General features: G+C 45.2%; 16 protein-coding genes and 1 tRNA gene. 7 read left to right on the forward strand and 10 right to left on the reverse strand.

Annotated elements, in window-relative coordinates; genetic code table 11:
- Positions 1 to 247: 247 nt before the first annotated feature.
- The 6 genes from AWH66_RS04650 to rpsU all read right to left on the reverse strand — a co-directional run bounded on the left by AWH66_RS04650 (position 248) and on the right by rpsU (position 5,886).
- Positions 248 to 943: a VC0807 family protein gene (locus AWH66_RS04650; RefSeq protein WP_063605896.1), complete on the reverse strand. Its 696-nt coding sequence runs from the start codon at positions 941 to 943 to the stop codon at positions 248 to 250.
- Positions 944 to 1,184: 241 nt separating this feature from the next.
- Positions 1,185 to 1,260 (reverse strand) — tRNA-Ile (locus tag AWH66_RS04655).
- A 141-nt stretch (positions 1,261 to 1,401) separates the two neighbouring features.
- On the reverse strand, positions 1,402 to 3,252 hold the full coding sequence (rpoD, locus tag AWH66_RS04660; protein WP_063605897.1) for an RNA polymerase sigma factor RpoD: 1,851 nt from the start codon (positions 3,250 to 3,252) through the stop codon (positions 1,402 to 1,404).
- A 100-nt stretch (positions 3,253 to 3,352) separates the two neighbouring features.
- Positions 3,353 to 5,119: a DNA primase gene (gene dnaG, locus AWH66_RS04665; protein ID WP_063605898.1), complete on the reverse strand. Its 1,767-nt coding sequence runs from the start codon at positions 5,117 to 5,119 to the stop codon at positions 3,353 to 3,355.
- A gap of 81 nt (positions 5,120 to 5,200) precedes the next feature.
- Entirely contained in the window at positions 5,201 to 5,644 is a 444-nt protein-coding gene (locus AWH66_RS04670; RefSeq protein ID WP_006075067.1) for a GatB/YqeY domain-containing protein, read from the reverse strand.
- Between the two features lie 26 nt (positions 5,645 to 5,670).
- Positions 5,671 to 5,886, reverse strand: coding sequence for a 30S ribosomal protein S21 (gene rpsU, locus AWH66_RS04675; protein WP_001145625.1), 216 nt, complete (start codon positions 5,884 to 5,886; stop codon positions 5,671 to 5,673).
- A 242-nt stretch (positions 5,887 to 6,128) separates the two neighbouring features.
- Between rpsU and tsaD the strand changes: the two genes are divergently transcribed.
- Both tsaD and AWH66_RS04685 read left to right on the forward strand, forming a co-directional pair.
- Entirely contained in the window at positions 6,129 to 7,148 is a 1,020-nt protein-coding gene (tsaD, locus tag AWH66_RS04680) for a tRNA (adenosine(37)-N6)-threonylcarbamoyltransferase complex transferase subunit TsaD (RefSeq protein ID WP_038229098.1), read from the forward strand.
- A gap of 111 nt (positions 7,149 to 7,259) precedes the next feature.
- A complete protein-coding gene (locus tag AWH66_RS04685) occupies positions 7,260 to 8,072 on the forward strand; it encodes an alpha/beta fold hydrolase (RefSeq protein ID WP_063605899.1) in 813 nt (270 codons plus the stop codon).
- Between the two features lie 78 nt (positions 8,073 to 8,150).
- Here the strand turns inward: AWH66_RS04685 and plsY are convergent, their stop codons facing one another.
- Positions 8,151 to 8,747, reverse strand: a complete 597-nt coding sequence (gene plsY / locus AWH66_RS04690) for a glycerol-3-phosphate 1-O-acyltransferase PlsY (protein ID WP_038229101.1) — start codon at positions 8,745 to 8,747, stop codon at positions 8,151 to 8,153.
- A gap of 105 nt (positions 8,748 to 8,852) precedes the next feature.
- Between plsY and folB the strand changes: the two genes are divergently transcribed.
- The 3 genes from folB to AWH66_RS04705 are packed head-to-tail and all read left to right on the forward strand — an operon-like array spanning position 8,853 to position 10,508.
- Entirely contained in the window at positions 8,853 to 9,212 is a 360-nt protein-coding gene (folB, locus tag AWH66_RS04695) for a dihydroneopterin aldolase (protein ID WP_063605900.1), read from the forward strand.
- The gene (gene folK, locus AWH66_RS04700) at positions 9,209 to 9,691 is read left to right on the forward strand and encodes a 2-amino-4-hydroxy-6-hydroxymethyldihydropteridine diphosphokinase (RefSeq protein ID WP_063605901.1); all 483 of its coding nucleotides are present in this window, start codon (positions 9,209 to 9,211) and stop codon (positions 9,689 to 9,691) included. Before folB ends, folK begins: the two co-directional genes overlap by 4 nt.
- 13 nt (positions 9,692 to 9,704) lie before the next feature.
- Positions 9,705 to 10,508: an undecaprenyl-diphosphate phosphatase gene (locus AWH66_RS04705; RefSeq protein ID WP_063605902.1), complete on the forward strand. Its 804-nt coding sequence runs from the start codon at positions 9,705 to 9,707 to the stop codon at positions 10,506 to 10,508.
- 11 nt (positions 10,509 to 10,519) lie between these two features.
- On the opposite strand, the gene AWH66_RS04710 is transcribed toward AWH66_RS04705, so the two are convergent.
- Positions 10,520 to 11,746, reverse strand: coding sequence for a multifunctional CCA addition/repair protein (locus AWH66_RS04710; protein WP_063605903.1), 1,227 nt, complete (start codon positions 11,744 to 11,746; stop codon positions 10,520 to 10,522).
- Between the two features lie 86 nt (positions 11,747 to 11,832).
- Between AWH66_RS04710 and AWH66_RS04715 the strand changes: the two genes are divergently transcribed.
- Both AWH66_RS04715 and AWH66_RS04720 read left to right on the forward strand, forming a co-directional pair.
- Positions 11,833 to 13,497, forward strand: a complete 1,665-nt coding sequence (locus AWH66_RS04715; RefSeq protein ID WP_063605904.1) for an AAA family ATPase — start codon at positions 11,833 to 11,835, stop codon at positions 13,495 to 13,497.
- A complete protein-coding gene (locus AWH66_RS04720) occupies positions 13,494 to 14,096 on the forward strand; it encodes a general secretion pathway protein GspB (protein WP_063605905.1) in 603 nt (200 codons plus the stop codon). The genes AWH66_RS04715 and AWH66_RS04720 overlap by 4 nt, the downstream gene beginning before the upstream one ends.
- Before the next feature lie 35 nt (positions 14,097 to 14,131).
- Here AWH66_RS04720 and AWH66_RS04725 read toward each other — a convergent pair whose 3' ends face one another.
- Together AWH66_RS04725 and uvrA are read right to left on the reverse strand one after the other, a co-directional pair.
- Positions 14,132 to 15,901, reverse strand: coding sequence for a PglL family O-oligosaccharyltransferase (locus tag AWH66_RS04725; RefSeq protein WP_063605906.1), 1,770 nt, complete (start codon positions 15,899 to 15,901; stop codon positions 14,132 to 14,134).
- A 70-nt stretch (positions 15,902 to 15,971) separates the two neighbouring features.
- On the reverse strand, positions 15,972 to 18,800 hold the full coding sequence (gene uvrA, locus AWH66_RS04730) for an excinuclease ABC subunit UvrA (RefSeq protein WP_063605907.1): 2,829 nt from the start codon (positions 18,798 to 18,800) through the stop codon (positions 15,972 to 15,974).
- Between the last annotated feature and the right edge of the window lie 83 nt (positions 18,801 to 18,883).

Raw genomic sequence — 18,883 nt, forward strand, 5'->3', positions numbered from 1 at the left:
CTTTTGACCTCCAGAATAGCGACAAATCCACTCAAATAGATTCGAATAATGTGCTTATTAATACTTAATTTACGACGAGAAAATTAAGTATTTTACATCAAAGTGTGTTTTAGATTGACGTGGTTACTGGAGACTTAAATAACACTAACAGAGTGAATTTGCGAACAGAAAAGGGGGAATCTTTGTATGTGAGGGAAAGTTCGTGTAGATGTGCCCGAGAGAAAAACTGCTCTCAGGCGTTGGAGACTTATTCGCTATGGAAGATTTGCTCGGTTTCTAAAGACGTCATCTGTCTGATTTGGCGCCACAAGTAGTAGAAGATGCCAACCATCATCAACATACTTGGAATAGCGATGATAGGGTAGCTATAAAGTGTGAGCTTACCAAGCTCCTCGTTAAACGCTGGTGTTCCTGCTGGGCTGGTAACAATCCACGTAGCCAAGAAATAGTTCATCGCTGAGGAGAAGGCAAAAGTACTCGCAAATAAGTAGTTTGAGGAGACTAAGCAACGTTGAAAACCTTCGGTATTGCCATTCTCATTCAAGCGCTGTTTGATTAACGACAGATTAAACACGTTGTCATTTAAAATCATCTTTTGCATGAATGGGTAACGAGTAAACGTTGAGCCTAGTACCGCTAAACCGATTAGGCCAGGAATCAGGGCTTCTTTAAAGGCCAACCAGCGCGTGTCTAGTTCTAAGAGGCCTATACCTCCTGTCAATAGGACGCTCACGAAGCCTAGCGCAGCGATAAAGTTAAACTTATTGTTGCGGATTAGGTCCATGCCACCGTATACGACAGGGAAGAGCAAAGCGACAACCAAAGCCATGGTCGTCCCTAAGTGTTCATCGCCGCTAAATTTCATCAAAATGAAGGACGGGATGAAAACATTAAATAGGATTTCAAATAGGGGATTCGACTTTTTAGCCGTCGTGTTATTCATAATATCTTTCAGACTCTACTTTATTGACTGCTAACTACACGTTGCAAGGCAGTGTTCAACGCCAAGAAGCAAGTGTAAAGCGTTAACTGGTGAAGTTGTGTAACGATATATTAACTAGCAGGCTTTCGATGCTCATTTGATAACGTTACTCGCTTAGCGAATTGAGTGCTAGTAGTAATTGTTTAGTACGTTTGAAAAACGAAAAAGGCGCATGGATTTCTCCACGCGCCTTTCCTAAATTTGGTGGCCCCTCGCAGACTTGAACTGCGGACCAATCGATTATGAGTCGACTGCTCTAACCACTGAGCTAAGGGGCCGATAGGTGGATGATTATAGGGGAAGGGACGCTGGGTGTCTAGACGCAATAAGGGGTAATTGCGCTTGCTTTTTAATCACTTAAACCGCATAAAACAAAAAAGGTGAGCTAGTGCTCACCTTTTTGTTAAATTGCTTACGAATTACTCGTCAAGGAAGCTGCGCAGGGTCTCCGAGCGACTTGGGTGACGCAGTTTACGTAGTGCTTTCGCTTCGATCTGACGGATACGCTCACGCGTTACGTCGAACTGTTTACCCACCTCTTCTAAAGTGTGGTCAGTGTTCATATCGATACCGAAACGCATACGTAATACTTTTGCTTCGCGAGGAGTAAGACCTGCTAACACGTCTTTGGTCGCCACTCGTAGGCTAGTCATTGTTGCAGAATCAACAGGCAGCTCTAGAGTAGTATCCTCAATGAAATCACCTAGATGAGAATCTTCGTCGTCACCAATTGGTGTCTCCATAGAGATCGGCTCTTTAGCAATCTTCAGCACTTTACGAATCTTATCTTCCGGCATTTGCATACGTTCTGCTAATTCTTCTGGAAGAGGCTCACGGCCCATTTCTTGAAGCATTTGGCGAGAAATGCGGTTAAGCTTATTGATCGTTTCGATCATATGCACTGGAATACGGATTGTACGCGCTTGGTCTGCGATAGAGCGAGTGATTGCCTGACGGATCCACCATGTCGCATAAGTTGAAAACTTATAACCACGGCGATATTCAAATTTATCTACTGCTTTCATTAGACCGATGTTACCTTCTTGGATCAGATCCAAGAATTGTAGACCGCGGTTGGTGTACTTTTTAGCAATCGAAATTACGAGACGTAAGTTCGCTTCAACCATCTCTTTCTTCGCACGACGAGCTTTCGCTTCACCGATAGACATACGACGGCTGATGTCTTTAATGTTTTGAACAGAAAGCGATGTTTCTTCTTCAATGATGTCTAGTTTTTGAATCGAACGACGAATGTCATCTTCGTAACGTTTGATTTTCTCTGCGTATGGCTTGTCAGAGGCAAGTACTTCATCTAGCCAAGCTGCACTTGACTCATTACCAGTGAATACGGCAATGAAAGACTTCTTAGGCATCTTGCCGTATTCAACAGCTTGACGCATGATCAGACGCTCTTGAGTGCGTACGCGATCCATTGAAGTGCGCAATTCGTTCACTAGGTGATCAAATTGTTTTGGTGTCAGACGGAATTCTTTAAAGACTTCTTGTACCAACTCATGCGACTTGGCCACTTGTGGACTGTCATAACCATATTCGTTGATAACCAGTTGAAGGTCTTGATAGCTATTGCGAAGCGCAGTGAACTTCTCTAGAGCAAGTTCAGGATCGATACCTGTATCTTCTTCCTCTTCCTCACTATCGTCATCTTCATCAGCTTCTTCGTCGTCTTCGTCTTCCAGATCCGCTTCAGAAAGCTCAGAACCGATATGAGTCGCTGTTGGCGCTGTCGTTTCTTCTTCGTTTGGATCGACGAAGCCTGTGATTACGTCGGTAAGGCGAAGCTCTTCAGCTTGAACCTTGTCAAACTGTTCAAGAATATAAGGGATAGTGCCTGGGTATTCAGCTACAGAGCTTTGAACTTGGTTGATACCGTCTTCAATACGTTTCGCAATGTCGATCTCGCCTTCGCGAGTCAATAGCTCAACGGTACCCATTTCACGCATGTACATGCGAACTGGGTCAGTTGTACGGCCGATTTCACTTTCTACACTTGAAAGTGCCGCTGCAGCAGCTTCTGCAGCATCTTCATCAGTGATGTTGTTGTCATCATTCAGAGCAAGGTCATCAGCATCAGGAGCAGTTTCTACTACCTTAATACCCATGTCATTAATCATCTGAATAATATCTTCTACCTGTTCAGAATCGACGATTTCTTCAGGTAGGTGGTCATTTACTTCTGCGTAGGTCAGATAGCCTTGTTCCTTGCCCTTAATGACAAGTAATTTTAGCTGTGACTGCGGATTTTGGTCCATAGACGATATCCAACTTAAGATCTGGTGAAGGAATTTTAGTATGCGAAATGCAAACCACTAATATTAACAAATTTATTCATTGCTGACTAACTGAATTGGGTTACGCTTTTAAGTCTAGCATCAAGGCTAGCAGCTCCCGTTTTTCTTCGACTGATAAGCCGACACTTCTTTCTTTGGCCTGCAGGTTTTCAATTTGTTTTTCAATGCACTGAGACAATATTTTGTCCAATGAATCGATAAATATGTCTTCTTGGTTGTCGTCGTCAAGCGGAATAACCCAACTTGCGAGACGAGACAGAAGTGCCTCATTGTTACTACCACGCCACTGTTCTAATAACTGGCCTGTAGTCATATGGGGATGCGCTTGACATTTATCAACCACTTCCACGAATAAATTCAACCCCGGTAATGATAAATCTCTTACCGTTGAGAGGTCAGGTACCATTTCAGCATAGCTCGGATTTTGCAAAAGGAGAGCTATCACTTCACGCATTGGTGTGCGTTTAATCTCTTTATGAGGCTGAGCTCGCGTTTCTTGTTGACCTTGTCGGTCAATTAGTTGCTGAAGCTGCCTTTCATCAACAAGCCCAAGTTTGCGTCCGAGAAGTTCTCTCAAGTATAGACGCAGGGTTCCACCTGGCACTTTATCGATGAGCGGAACGGCTAGCGTACTAAGCTTCGCCATACCTTCTTTTGTTCGACTATCTACTTGCTGCATTAGCGAGGAGAACATAAAGTCAGAGAGAGGCATTGCATTTTGTACTTCAGTTTCAAATGCCTCTTTACCGTTTTGACGAATGAAGGAATCGGGATCCTCACCATCCGGCAAAAACATAAATTTTAGCTGTCGGCCATCGTTTAGATATGGCAAAGCATTTTCCATGGCGCGCCATGCTGCATCTCGTCCCGCTCGGTCACCATCGTAACAGCACACGACAGTGCTGGTTTGACGAAACAGGACCTGAAGGTGATCGCCTGTGGTTGATGTACCGAGTGAGGCGACGGAGTAGTCAACACCGTATTGAGCTAAGGCAACCACATCCATATAGCCTTCAACCACCAAGATTTGTGGAGGTTCTCTATACGCCTGCAACACTTCATAAAGGCCATATAGCTCTTTGCCTTTATGGAAAATCGGTGTTTCAGGTGAGTTGAGATATTTAGGCGTGTCGTTACCAAGAACACGTCCGCCAAACCCAATCACTCTTCCGCGCCTGTCGCGGATTGGGAACATGATACGACCTCTAAATCGGTCGTATCGGTTACCTTTGTCGTTCTCAATAAGCATACCGCCAGACACCAACATGTCTTGGGTAGCTTTTTGTTGACCGAAGTTCTTTCGAACACTGTCCCACTCGTCAGGCACATAACCAATGCCAAACTTTTGGACAATTTCTCCAGAGAGTCCACGACCCTTTAAGTACTCTATAGCGGCTTTATTTGCTGAAACTTTAAGCTGATCTCGATAGTACTGTCCGATCGTACCCATGAGATCATACAAAGATCGTTTCTGCTCACTATTGGCTGTAGGCCCTTTGGAAAAATTGCCTGAGCTGCCATTACGTTGTTCACGAGGGACATCTAACCCAAGTGAAGCGGCCAGCTCTTCGATCGCCTCTACGAACTCAAGGCGTTCATATTCCATAAGAAAATCAATCGCATTACCGTGTACACCACAGCCAAAACAATGATAAAACTGTTTCTCTTGGCTAACACTAAATGACGGAGTTTTCTCGTTATGGAAAGGGCAGCAAGCACCGTAGTTCTTGCCTTGTTTTTTCAGTTTTACGCGCGCATCAATGATGTCGACTATATCTAGACGAGCCAACAGATCATCAATAAAGCTACGAGGGATAATTCCTGCCATAAAACCTTTTTACGAGAGTGAGATACAAACAAGCCGTGCGTTCCAAAGGATAGCACGGCTTGCTGCAATTTGATTGGGAGATTAAGCGAGTTTAGCGCGAACTAGACCACTTACTTTACCCATATCTGCACGGCCTTGAATTTGTGGCTTAAGCACACCCATTACCTTACCCATGTCTTGCATGCCCGCAGCACCAGATTCCGTAATCGCACTTTCAATCAGTGCAGATACTTCCTCGTCAGTCAGCGGTTGAGGCATAAAGTCCTCAAGTACGGCAATTTCAGCTTGCTCAGCTTCAGCAAGGTCTTGACGACCAGCTGCTTCAAATTGCGTAACAGAGTCGCGACGTTGTTTAACCATTTTAGTCAGCACAGCAAGAATGTCGTCTTCGCCCAGAGTAATCTGTTCGTCAACTTCACGTTGCTTAATGGCGGCTAAAGCTAAACGAATAGTGCCAAGGCGCGGTTTGTCCTTGGCTTTCATCGCTAGTTTTTGCTCGTCTTTGAGTTTATCAATCAGAGCCATAACTTAAATCCTATTGGACCTAGTTATTAGTACAGGCGAACGCGACGAGCGTTTTCGCGAGCTAGCTTCTTAGCGTGACGCTTTTGAGCTGCTGCTTTAGCGCGTTTGCGAACTGTAGTTGGTTTTTCATAGTGCTCACGACGACGCACTTCAGAAAGGATACCTGCTTTTTCGCAAGAGCGCTTGAAACGACGTAGTGCAACGTCGAACGGTTCGTTTTCACGTACTTTAACTACTGGCATATGCCTTTCACCTCAGGGGTTAACTATTCATTAATGCTGGCGCTTGTTTGTTAGGTCTAAGACGTTCCTATCGAAGTTCTTAGTTCTAAGCGATAAACCAGCTAGATCAAAAATGGTGCGGAATTTTAATCCGATCAGATGGGCTTTGTAAAGTACTTTGTCGTCTATCTCTTGTACAAAATTTGTTTGAGAGCCAATGACGAGGTAATATTGCGCCAATTTCGAAATATGTCGAGAACAATATGCGCATTTTAGGTATTGAAACCTCTTGTGATGAAACTGGCATCGCAATCTATGACGATGAGAAAGGATTGCTTTCGCATCAACTATATAGCCAAGTGAAACTGCACGCCGATTATGGTGGTGTGGTTCCTGAACTGGCGTCTCGTGATCATGTTAAAAAAACGATCCCGTTGATCAAAGCTGCATTAGCGGAAGCGAATTTAACACCAAAAGATATTGATGGTGTCGCGTATACCGCTGGTCCGGGTCTGGTTGGTGCACTATTGGTGGGTACTACGATTGGTCGAAGCATGGCGTACGCGTGGGGAGTTCCGGCTATTCCTGTACATCATATGGAAGGTCACCTGCTTGCCCCAATGTTAGAGGACAACCCACCGCCATTTCCATTTATTGCGCTTTTGGTCTCTGGTGGCCACAGTATGATCGTTGAAGTAAAAGGCATTGGTGAATATCAGATCCTTGGTGAGTCTATTGACGATGCTGCTGGTGAAGCCTTTGATAAAACCGCTAAATTGATGGGGTTGGATTATCCAGGCGGACCTTTGTTGTCTAAATTAGCTGACAAAGGCACACCGGGTCGATTTAAGTTCCCGCGTCCAATGACGGATCGTCCAGGTTTGGATATGAGTTTCTCTGGTTTGAAGACTTTTGCTGCGAATACAATCGCGGCCAATGATGATAGTGAACAAACCCGTGCAGATATCGCTTATGCATTCCAAGAAGCGGTGTGCGATACACTGGCAATTAAATGCAAGCGTGCTCTAAAACAAACTGGTATGAAGCGCATTGTTATTGCCGGTGGAGTGAGTGCTAACAAATTCTTGCGTCAAGAGCTTGAAACCCTCGCGAACAAAATTGGAGGCGAAGTCTATTATCCTCGTACTGAATTTTGTACCGATAATGGTGCCATGATAGCTTATGCCGGTATGCAGCGACTGAAAAATGGTGAAGCCGCTGAGCTCTCAGTAGAGGCTACGCCACGTTGGCCAATTGACCAACTAAAGCCGATTAAAGCGTAAAGAAAAGGTCACTTAGGTGGCCTTTTTTAACGACATATTTTAACAAAATAGCGAAAGTCTGTGACTTACTATCTATGTTAACCTGTTAAAAAACATAGGGAATGAACGAATATGAAACAATTCAAGGTTGATGGCCAAACCATGGCATATCAAGATGTGGGTCAAGGACCAGTAGTTCTTTTTGGTCACAGCTATTTGTGGGACAGTGCGATGTGGCAACCGCAAGTGCAAGCACTAAGCCAACACTATCGCTGCATTGTTCCAGACCTTTGGGCGCATGGCGAGTCCGAGGCAGCGCCAACTTCGATGTCGAATCTTAAAGATTACGCGCAACATCTCTTGGCGTTAATGGATGAGCTTGAAATTGATGAGTTTTCTATCGTTGGTTTGTCCGTTGGCGGGATGTGGGGCGCAGAGCTAACCGCATTAGCACCAGCGAGAGTCAAGAGCTTAGTCCTTATGGACACGTTTGTAGGTCTAGAGCCTGAAGTTGCTCATGCTAAATATTTCGCCATGCTAGCAACAATCACCGAGCTTAAAGCCGTGCCAGCACCGATTGTTGAAGCAGTGGTGCCACTGTTCTTTGCCAATAATGCCAAACAGGTTAATGCTGAGCTTGTTGATGGTTTTGAAACTAAGTTGTCTGCATTAAGCGGTGACAGAGCGGTTGAAGTTGCAAGGATTGGTCGTATGGTCTTCGGTCGACGTGATTTGTGCGATGAAATTGAGAAATTCGCGCTACCTGCTCTAGTCGCAGTCGGAGCAGAAGATAAGCCACGTCCGGTACTTGAATCGTATTTGATGAATGATTTGATTTCTGGCAGTGCGATCAATGTGATCCCAGAAGCTGGTCATATCAGTAATTTAGAGCAGCCAGAATACGTGACTGCCATGCTGACAGAGTTCTTAGCTCAGCATAGCTAACAGTGATAACTCTCCATGCTCGAATAGTGTTTAGCGGTGCCAATTGGCGCCGCTTTTTGCTATTTGGTTAGCTGCCAACTACGAGATTTTTTTCTTACCAAGTTTGGGTTCACTTCCATCAAACAATCGGCGAATGTTTTGGTGATGCCTCAGTAAAATAAGACAGCTCAACATAGCAACAGGAAGTGTAAAGAGTGGTCTTGCCATCCAAGTGTAAACTGGTGCAAGCAAAACAGTGACGATGGCCGCTAAGGATGAATAACGAAAGATCACAGCAACCAGTAGCCAAGTGCCAGTGATAAGCCCGGTGAGATCCCAGCCGATAGGTGCAATCGCGCCAAGTGCGGTCGCGACTCCTTTTCCGCCTTTGAAGTGAAAGAAAATAGGGTACATGTGCCCAAGACACGCAGCAATCGCAATGACACCAAGAATGACAGGGTCGATCCCCAGATAGTAGCCACTCCAAACCGGAATAGTACCTTTGAGCATATCGCACAATAGCACGCCCACCGCAGCCCCTTTGCCTCCAATACGAAGCACATTGGTAGCGCCTGGGTTATTTGAGCCTACTGTTCTTGGATCAGGTAATCGCAGCAAACGACAGATCAGCACTGCACTTGAGACTGAACCAAGTAAGTAAGCTGCGATGATCATAGCAAACGCTAATGGGGTCATTAGGCACCTTTTCGCAAGAAATTATCTAAGGGGACTGATATCATATCGAAAATAGTACGTTTTTTCCCAACAAATGGGTATCCGACCTCTAATAAAGGACAAATCATGGCATTGGATAAAGTATTTATAGAACAGCTTGAAGTCATTACTACTATTGGTGTTTATGACTGGGAACAAGAAATAAAACAAAAGCTTATATTAGATATTGAAATGGCTCACGACAATGCTCCAGCAGGAAAAAGCGACGATGTCATTGATGCATTAGATTACTCAAAGGTGAGCGAAGCCGTACTCAACCATATTGAAAACGGTCGTTTTCTGCTGGTAGAAAGAGTTGCGGAAGAAATTGCTGAGTTAATTCAAACACAATTTTCTGTGTCTTGGGTGAAAATTCGTTTAGCGAAACCGGGCGCAGTACCACAAGCGAAAAGTGTTGGCGTTGTCATCGAACGAGGCGAGGCATGATTACTGCCTTTATTGGTGTTGGTTCTAATGTGGAGCGTGAAAAACATATTCGCGCTGCGTGCCACGAGCTATCGCTCATCGCTAGTAATTTAAAGATGTCGCCGGTGTATACGTGTGAATCTTTTGGTTTTTCGGGTAATGATTTCTACAACATGGTGGTTTGTTTAGAGACATCATTGAGCTTGGTTGAGCTTAGTGCGGCTCTGAAAGAGATCGAGGTTAAGTGGGGGCGAGATATTGATGCGGCTAAGTTTCAAAATCGCACCATAGATCTCGATATCTTGCTGTTTGGAAATGAAATCTCACAAAAAAAACCGCTCGTTCCACGTGAAGACATTTTTAAATATTCATTTGTCACACAACCTCTGTATGATCTTGCTCCAGATTTGGTCATTCCAAATGATGAGCGCACACTCGGTCAGATCTTAGCGATGATTCCATCCCCTGTGGCTTTAAGAAGAATCGATTTTCAATTTTAGTTGGTAGTTAATAATGAGTTATTTTGACGCCTTTATATTGGCCCTCATTCAGGGACTTACTGAGTTTTTGCCTATCTCAAGTTCAGCTCACCTGATTTTACCTTCAGCGGTTCTAGGATGGGAAGATCAAGGTTTAGCCTTTGATGTGGCTGTGCACGTGGGTACCTTAGCTGCGGTGGTGCTCTATTTCCGCAAGGAAGTGGTTACCTTATTTGGTGCGTTATTCGGCTCTATTTTCAAAGGGGAGCGCAGCAAAGAGGCTAAGTTGGCTTGGATGATTGTCCTTGCAACTATTCCTGCGTGTATCTTTGGTTTGCTGATGAAGGACATCGTGGAACTGTATTTGCGCAGTGCTTATGTGATTGCGACAACGACAATAGTGTTTGGTTTGCTGCTATGGTGGGTGGATAAAAACTCCAAGCTAGCAGACGATGAATACCAAGCGGGTTGGAAGAAAGCGCTATTTATTGGCTTGGCACAAGCTTTGGCGATCATACCTGGTACTTCTCGCTCTGGTGCGACCATCACGGCGGCGTTGTATCTCGGATTTACTCGCGAAGCGGCAGCGCGTTTCTCGTTTCTAATGTCTATCCCAATCATCACTTTAGCAGGTGCCTATCTGGGGTTAAAACTGGTTACAGGCTCTGAGCCCATTCATGTTGGTTTCCTGCTAACTGGCATCATCGTGTCTTTTATTAGCGCATACATTTGTATTCACTTTTTCCTAAAACTGATCTCAAGAATGGGTATGACACCATTTGTGATCTATCGATTGATTTTAGGTGTGGGCCTATTTGCGTTTTTACTGATGAGCTAAGACGACAGAGTCTAAGCCTTAGGGCTTAGACTCTGTTCTACGGCTTTAACACGACGCTTATCGAGTTCTTCTTTAATCGCTTGTCCTTTAAAACCATCTGTTATGATGTCTTGTACTTCAACACTGATTGCCGCTTGGTAAGCTTGCATGAAACGTTCAGCTTGTGGATATGGGGTGCTCTCCAGTCCTTTTCGTCCTTTATGGTCTGCTTCACAGCACACCAAGACTTGCTGTAATTTTTCGGGTTTACGCCACACATCGAGCTGACCAAAAATCTTAATGAAGGTTGCCGGCCTTAGCTCGGCCGCGCGATGAACGTTGGAGTGCTGAGCACAAACTGCAACAGCTAAATCACGGTATTCATTCGGTACACGTACGCGACTGCAAAGAGACTTTATGGCTTTTTGTCCAGTGTGCGTATGAAGCTTATGACTTGGCCACTCTTCTGCAGGCGTTAGAGCTTTTCCGAGGTCATGGACTTGAGCGGCAAAACGGACGATTGGCGATGCGCTTAGCAAGGCGGCTTGCTGAGCAACCATCAGCGTGTGTATGCCCGTATCGATCTCAGGATGCCACTTTTCAGGTTGCGGAACACGAAACAACGCATCTAATTCTGGCAAAACAACTGCAAGAGCACCGCAGGAACGAAGTACATCTAAAAACACCTCAGGATGACGAGTTGTCAGTGATTTGTGCCACTCTTGCCAGACTCGTTCGGCGGTCAAGTGCTGCAATTCCCCATCGCTAACGATTGATTCCATTAAATCCATGGTTTCTGGAGCGACAGTAAATCCGAGGTGAGCAAGCTTGGCCGCGAAACGAGCGACACGCAGCACTCTAAGTGGATCTTCAACGAATGCCGGTGAGACATGACGTAACACTTTATTTTTTATGTCTTGCTTTCCGTTGTAAGGGTCAATAATACGTCCTGAACCGTCTTGTGCCATGGCGTTAATGGTAAGATCGCGGCGCATTAAGTCTTGTTCTAGAGTAACATCAGGCGATGAAAAGCATTCGAAACCGGTATAGCCTTTGCCAGCTTTGCGTTCAGTGCGAGCGAGAGCGTGTTCTTGTTTCGATTTAGGATGCAAGAAGACAGGAAATTCCTTACCTACAGCTTGAAAGCCGTCAGCCAACATTTGTTCTGGCGTTGCGCCAACCACGACCCAATCTTTGTCATAGACCTCAAGTTTAAGCAATTGGTCGCGTACTGCGCCCCCAACAAGATAGACTTGCAAATTGGCTCCCCTTTTTCGTACTTAGCCGTTGGCATTCATCTGGCTCAATGGTACTTTGCTTTGACTGATATTGTAAGGTTGAATGGATGTATAAGGATTATTTTGGTTTTTACGAGGTGCCATTTTCAATAGTACCGAGCTCTCGTTATTTATTCTTGAGTCAGCGACATCGAGAAGCAATGCAGCACCTTCAAGCTGGTCTTGGACAAGGTGGTGGGTTTGCCATGTTAACGGGGGAAGTGGGGACAGGAAAAACCACCGTAGCCAAAGCCATGTTAGCGTCACTGGATGATAAAACGGCATCTGGATTGATCCTAAATCCTACGTTTTCGAGTCAAGATCTGCTTGAAGCCATCTGCGACGAGTTTTCGCTTAGTTACCCTGAAAGGGCTTCCTTAAAACAGCTCAGCCAAGCCATATACCAATATCTAATCGATAATGATCAACAGGGCATCAATACGCTGCTCGTGATCGATGAAGCACAGCATCTCTCTGCGGGAGTTCTTGAGCAGTTGCGACTGTTGACTAACCTTGAAACGGATGATCATAAGTTGCTGAAAGTGCTGTTGATTGGTCAACCTGAGTTGCAAGACAAACTGCGCACAACCCAATTACGCCAATTGGCCCAACGAATCACTGGACGTTATCACCTATTGCCGCTCACGGAAGGGGAGACTCGCCAATATATAGAGTTTCGTTTGTCGACGGCTGGCGGTGACACTTCACTGTTTTCGAAGGGGGCGGTGGCTGTGATGAATAAAGCCAGTCAGGGCATTCCGCGTTTGATTAATCTCATCGGTGATAAAGCATTGCAGTATGCCTATCACTCAGGAGAGAAAAAAGTATCTAAGTCTTTGGCTCAAAAAGCTTGTGAGGATATTCTTTCATTCCAAGCTCCTGGTGTGGGATATTCGGTGCAAAGCACAGGTGGTGGTTTGTCAGAGTTATTGTCGACTTATGCAATGCCTGCGTTACTAGGCATTGCGGTTGCTGGGGGGCTGTACTGGAAAGGCGCCGAAGGATTAGCGTGGTTGTCATCATTATCCAACCAACAGCAAGTTGTTGAATCAGTCAGTGCCTCAAACTCTTCCTCTAAAGGAGTGATAATACCCGTTAACAATGTTGCGGAATCTTACCCTCAAGAGCTACTGCACGATCTGTTTAAACGAAAAGACAAAATATCGGCGATTCAAGAGCTTTACGCGGTTTGGGGCTACAAAGCAGGCGTACTTGATGGCATGTGTGAAGAATCACCGAGCAGTAGTTTTGAGTGCCAAAAGTATTTAGGTACCTTGTCTCAGATAGAGCAACAGAATCTGCCCGTTGTGATGTCACTGTATTTGGATGGGCAACAAAGTTATGTGGTGCTATATCAAGTTTCAGACGACCAAGTGCAAATATTGAATGGTCGGCAACGTATCGCTTTGCCAAAATCATGGCTTGAGCAGCTATGGACCGGTGAGTACTACTCTATTTGGCAACGTGAATTGCAAACGACGCTCCGATTAAATCAACAGGGAGCGCAAGTTCGGTTATTGGATGAAAAACTGTCAAAAGTGCTTGGAGGAACACCTTCTGGTAGCGATATTTTCGACGAAGCACTAAAACGTAAAGTGGAAGTCTTTCAACGTTGGCAGGATATTGAAGTTGATGGCATAGCTGGGCGCAATACGCTACGTAAATTGGAGCTGTTAACCCAGAATAATCCACCTTCCATTGAAGCCAAGCAGAACCAAGAGGGGTCACTATGAAATCTCTAATCTGGAGTAGTTTAGTGCTCATTTCTATCGGTGCAATAGCCTCTCAGAGTGCACCGGAGGACCCACAACAACCGAGCAAAGCATACTCTATTTTGGCATACCCTGATTTTTCGCAGCTTAAACCGTTGCCGAAAGTAAGCGTGCCCGTTGCTACGACTCAGGTCACTCAAGTCGCAAACACGACGAGTGCCAGTTCACTTAGTGACGTTGTGTCAGATACCAACACGGCTTCAGAACAGTCTTTTGACTTAGAGAACTTAGATCTGAGTGGCTTAGACCCTGAGATTGCTCGCAAAGTCGCGTCTGCCATCAACAAGACAGAACCTTCTTTAGTACCAAGTAATTCGGATCATATCGCTCTGGAGGATAATCAAGCTCGCTATCGTGGACGTCTGCCTGCCATGAATCTACAAACTCATATGTATTCGTCTGATGCTCAGCGACGTTGGGTTAAAATCAATGGTCAAGAGCTAAAAGAAGGGGATAGACTGAATAACATCCAGCTACTCGCTATAGAGCCTCAGTTCATTACGATTCGCTTTGATAACGATATTATTGATATTCCTGCCTTGTATGAATGGGGCGGATAATGAACGGGATGCTAAGTAGCGTCCCGTTTTCATCGTCATTGAGTGTATTTAGTTTGTAGCAGAGACTTCGCCTGCACAGGCTCGGTAGTAACCAGCTCAAACTGCTGATAAGGGAACAGATACTCCGCTTCGGTTTTTACTTGTTGAGCTTTACTCGTATCTCCCATCCCTTGGTAAGCCAATATCAGATTACGATAAAAGGCAGGGCGTGGCTTATGACGGATAATATCTACAGACCAGTCAATATAAGGTTGAATCAGCGTTTTATCGCCAGTGCGCAATCCGAGCTTTAGGTACGTGCTATAGACATCCCAATCATAGCGATCTTGCCATGCCATAGGGTTACTGACTTGCTCTAAGATGGTGACATCGACTGGGTCAGATTTTTCAAACTTAGTTAACACATAGTTGGTATGCAAAGACGCAACCATATAGGTGGTGATCAAAATTGGTATCAATAAAGACATTACTCGTGTCGATGTCTTAGTTACGCCGGATAACGATGCTTGTTTTAATCGAGGCGTGCGTTGATCTACCCAATAGATCAGGATGATAAAGGTAACCCAGTGTATCAGTGAATGATAAAACGGATACTCCAATTGACTGTGCAGTACAATGGGTAGGAATAGAGCAAATATAGCCAAGCGTGTACCGGGTTTAGCGGTATAAATTCGGCTTAAGACGAAGAGAGCGGCGAGCAATATACCCAGAACCGGCAGCAATCCCCCCTCAATCCCCCAAAACAACAATTCGTTATGTGGGTGATCCAGAGCAGGTACGCCAGCAGCAAAGTGATTGTTAAGCTGGTGCTGTCGAGCGGTATACACCATGTACTCAGGTTCAAACTTTCCTAATCCATAGCCAGTAAATGGCTTCTCGATCAGCATATCTATGGATTGGCTGTAAATCGTTGTACGAACATCGGCAAAGCTGGCTTTTTGTTCGATGAAGTTTTGGCTATTGGTGTTGCCAAATCCAAGTAAAAGTCCCAATGCCACGCCTGCTAAACTCGCAAAAGTCCAGCCTCGAAAGCGCTTCTTAGTTGAGTGTCGATACAGATAAGGGATAAGCAGCAATGTTCCGGTTAGTGCACCTAGCCAGCCTGTTCTTGAGCCTAAAACGACAATTAGAGGTAAGGTAATAACGGGTGTTAAATATAAGATGGAGACATCACTGATGTGCCAGTTATATTTATGTCGTTGGCGTGCGAGCAGGTAACCAGACAGAACCAGCGCGGTAGCGAGAAAGCTTGCCATCACATTAGGTTGTTGGAAGATGCCATAGGGGCGGTTAATAACTACGTCATAGCCCATGAAATTATCATCGGACAGCAAGAAATATTGGCCATAGCCAATCGCAGACTCAATCAGAGCTGCCAGAACAACTAACCACAGAAACCGTTGCTTCTGTTTATTGGTGAACCGAAATTGCTGCAAAACAATGAACAACAACATGCCACTCCACAGTGCAATAAAGCGAGGAGCGACGGAAACCATGTCGGGTTTGCTGTAGAACAGTGGAACACTTAACAGAATACAAGAGAGCAATAAACCAATAGTAAGTTTGCTATAACGCAATATTTGGTTGCTACCGAGTTGATAAAGCCCAATAGCTAAAGCAATGCTAAATGCAATCCATGCAGTGTTATTGAAGGTAAGTGCAAGCCCCAAACTGCCAGGATTTGGCCAGAAGGCATGTGTCGCGATGAGATAAAGCATCGCCATAGCGGCCATGAATTTTCGATTGAGCGGGGGACGAACTCGGTTTTCAGCCAGTTCTGTACCGTTGGTATGAGTAATTGCCATGCTTGCTACTAGTTAATGAACAAGAAAGAGAGTGACGTAACCATACGTCACTCTTCTAAGATGCCCTAATTTAACCTTTTAGCATAGGCTTTAGGAAGCGTGCTGTGTGAGAACCTTCGACTTGAGACACATTTTCTGGGGTGCCTTGAGCGATAATTTCGCCTCCTCCTTGTCCACCCTCTGGCCCTAAATCGATGATCCAGTCAGAAGTTTTAACAACATCAAGGTTGTGCTCGATAACGACGACGGTATTGCCATGGTCACGCAGACGGTGAAGAACGGACAAGAGCAGCTCGATATCGTGGAAGTGCAGGCCTGTTGTTGGCTCATCTAAAATATAGAGTGTTTTACCCGTATCACGTTTAGAGAGTTCTCTAGCCAGTTTAACTCGTTGAGCTTCACCACCTGAAAGTGTTGTCGCCGCTTGACCGAGACGAATGTACGAAAGACCTACGTCCATTAAGGTTTGTAGTTTTCTAGCAATTACAGGAACCGGATCGAAGAACTCACGAGCATCTTCTACAGTCATTTGTAGTACTTCATCAATGGTCTTGCCTTTGTAGCGAACTTCTAACGTTTCACGGTTATAACGCTTCCCTTTACATACATCACAAGGCACGTATACATCAGGTAAGAAGTGCATCTCTACTTTGATAACGCCGTCACCTTGGCATGCTTCACAGCGGCCGCCGCGAACATTAAAGCTAAAGCGACCAGGCTTGTAGCCACGAGAGCGTGACTCTTGAGTGCCTGCGAACAGTTCACGAATAGGTGTGAAGATTCCAGTATAAGTAGCAGGGTTAGAGCGGGGTGTACGACCGATTGGACTTTGGTCAATATCGATCACTTTATCGAAATGCTCTAAACCTTCAATCTTCTTATAAGGAGATGGTTCGGCTGTTGTCGCTCCATTGAGCTGAGTGTGCGCTATTTTAAAGAAGGTATCATTAATCAGGGTGGATTTACCTGAACCGGAAACACCAGTAATACAGCTAAATAGACCAACTGGAATGGTTAAATCGACATTTTTAAGGTTGTTACCTGTTGCACCTTGCAGCTTAACCACTTTCTTAGCATCCATTGGTGTACGTTGCTGAGGAATCGCAATTTCTCGTTTCCCGCTCAGGTACTGACCAGTTAGCGACTCTTCTGATTGGATAATGTCTTCAATAGTACCTTCAGCTACTACAGAACCACCATGAACGCCTGCGCCAGGGCCAATATCAATGACGTGGTCTGCCGTTCGGATAGCATCTTCGTCGTGTTCAACAACCAATACGGTGTTACCTAGATCTCTTAAATGCGTTAGCGTATTAAGAAGACGTTCATTATCACGCTGGTGGAGACCAATAGAAGGCTCATCAAGAACGTACATTACCCCGACTAGACCTGCACCAATTTGACTTGCCAAGCGGATACGCTGCGCTTCACCGCCTGAAAGCGTTTCGGCACTGCGTGACAGGTTTAGGTAGTTAAGGCCAACATTAACGAGGAAGTGCAGACGATCATTGATCTCTTTCATGACCTTCTCTGCTATTTGGGCTCGTTGTCCCTCAAGCTCTAATGAACGGAAAAAATCCATGGCACCACTGATGCTCATTTCGACGATTTCTGGCAATGTGGTATCAGCTATAAAGACATTACGAGCTTCTTCACGCAGACGAGTACCGCCACAAGAACCACAGGATTTTGTCGAGATATATTTCGCGAGATCTTCACGTACTGAGTTAGATTCAGTATCACGATAACGACGCTCAAGGGTATTTAGGATCCCTTCAAATGGATGGCGTTTCACGCGGATATCACCGCGATCGTTAACGTAGTTAAATTCTACCTCTGTGCGGCCTGAGCCTGTGAGCACCACATCTTTGATCTTTTTCGGCAGAGATTTAAAGGGCGCGTATAAGTCAAAGTCGTAGTGCTTGGCCAGTGAGGTCAGCATTTGGAAGTAGTAATAGTTCTTCTGATCCCAACCACGAATCGCACCTTCAGCAATGCTCAGATCTTCATCCATCACGACTCGTGCTGGATCGAAGTATTGCTGGACTCCTAAACCATCACACGTGTGGCAGGCCCCAGCAGGGTTGTTAAACGAAAACAGGCGAGGCTCAAGCTCTTGCAAGCTATAACCACAGTAAGGGCAAGCGAAATTAGCAGAAAAGATGATGTCTTCTTTTTCTGGTTCATCCATCCATGCGACACCGACGATGCCACCTGATAGTTCTAGCGCGGTTTCAAAAGATTCGGCAAGACGCTGCTGTAAGTTATCTCGAACTTTAAAGCGGTCGACAACCACCTCAATGGTGTGCTTTTTATGCAGTTCCAGTGTCGGTGGATCGGAAAGATCGCAGGTTTCTCCATCGATACGGGCGCGAATAAAACCTTGAGCTGACAGGTTTTCTAGAGTTTTAACATGCTCACCTTTACGCTCCTTAACAATTGGAGCTAGCAACATCATTTTAGAGCCTTCAGGTAGCTCTAGAACCTTATCAACCATTTGGCTAACAGTTTGTGCGGCTAATGGTGTTTTGTGCTCCGGGCAGCGTGGCTCGCCCACACGAGCATACAGCAAGCGTAAGTAGTCATAGACTTCTGTGATGGTACCTACAGTCGAGCGGGGATTATGCGAGGTGGACTTTTGCTCAATAGAGATGGCTGGAGATAAGCCTTCGATGTGGTCAACATCGGGCTTTTCCATCAAGGATAAAAACTGTCTTGCATAAGCGGATAAGGATTCCACATAACGACGTTGCCCCTCTGCGTACAGAGTATCAAAGGCAAGTGAAGACTTACCTGAGCCCGAAAGGCCAGTGATAACGGTTAGTTTGTCGCGAGGAATTGTCAGATTGACGTTTTTTAGGTTATGGGTTCGAGCCCCCCTAACTTCGATCTTATCCATTGTTGCCACTCATGTAATACGTAGTGTGACAAGTATTACATAGTGTGAAGTTTGTGCAAAGAAATACTGGATAAAAAAACAGG

Source organism: Vibrio barjaei, assembly GCF_001639065.2.
Lineage (GTDB): Bacteria > Pseudomonadota > Gammaproteobacteria > Enterobacterales > Vibrionaceae > Vibrio > Vibrio barjaei.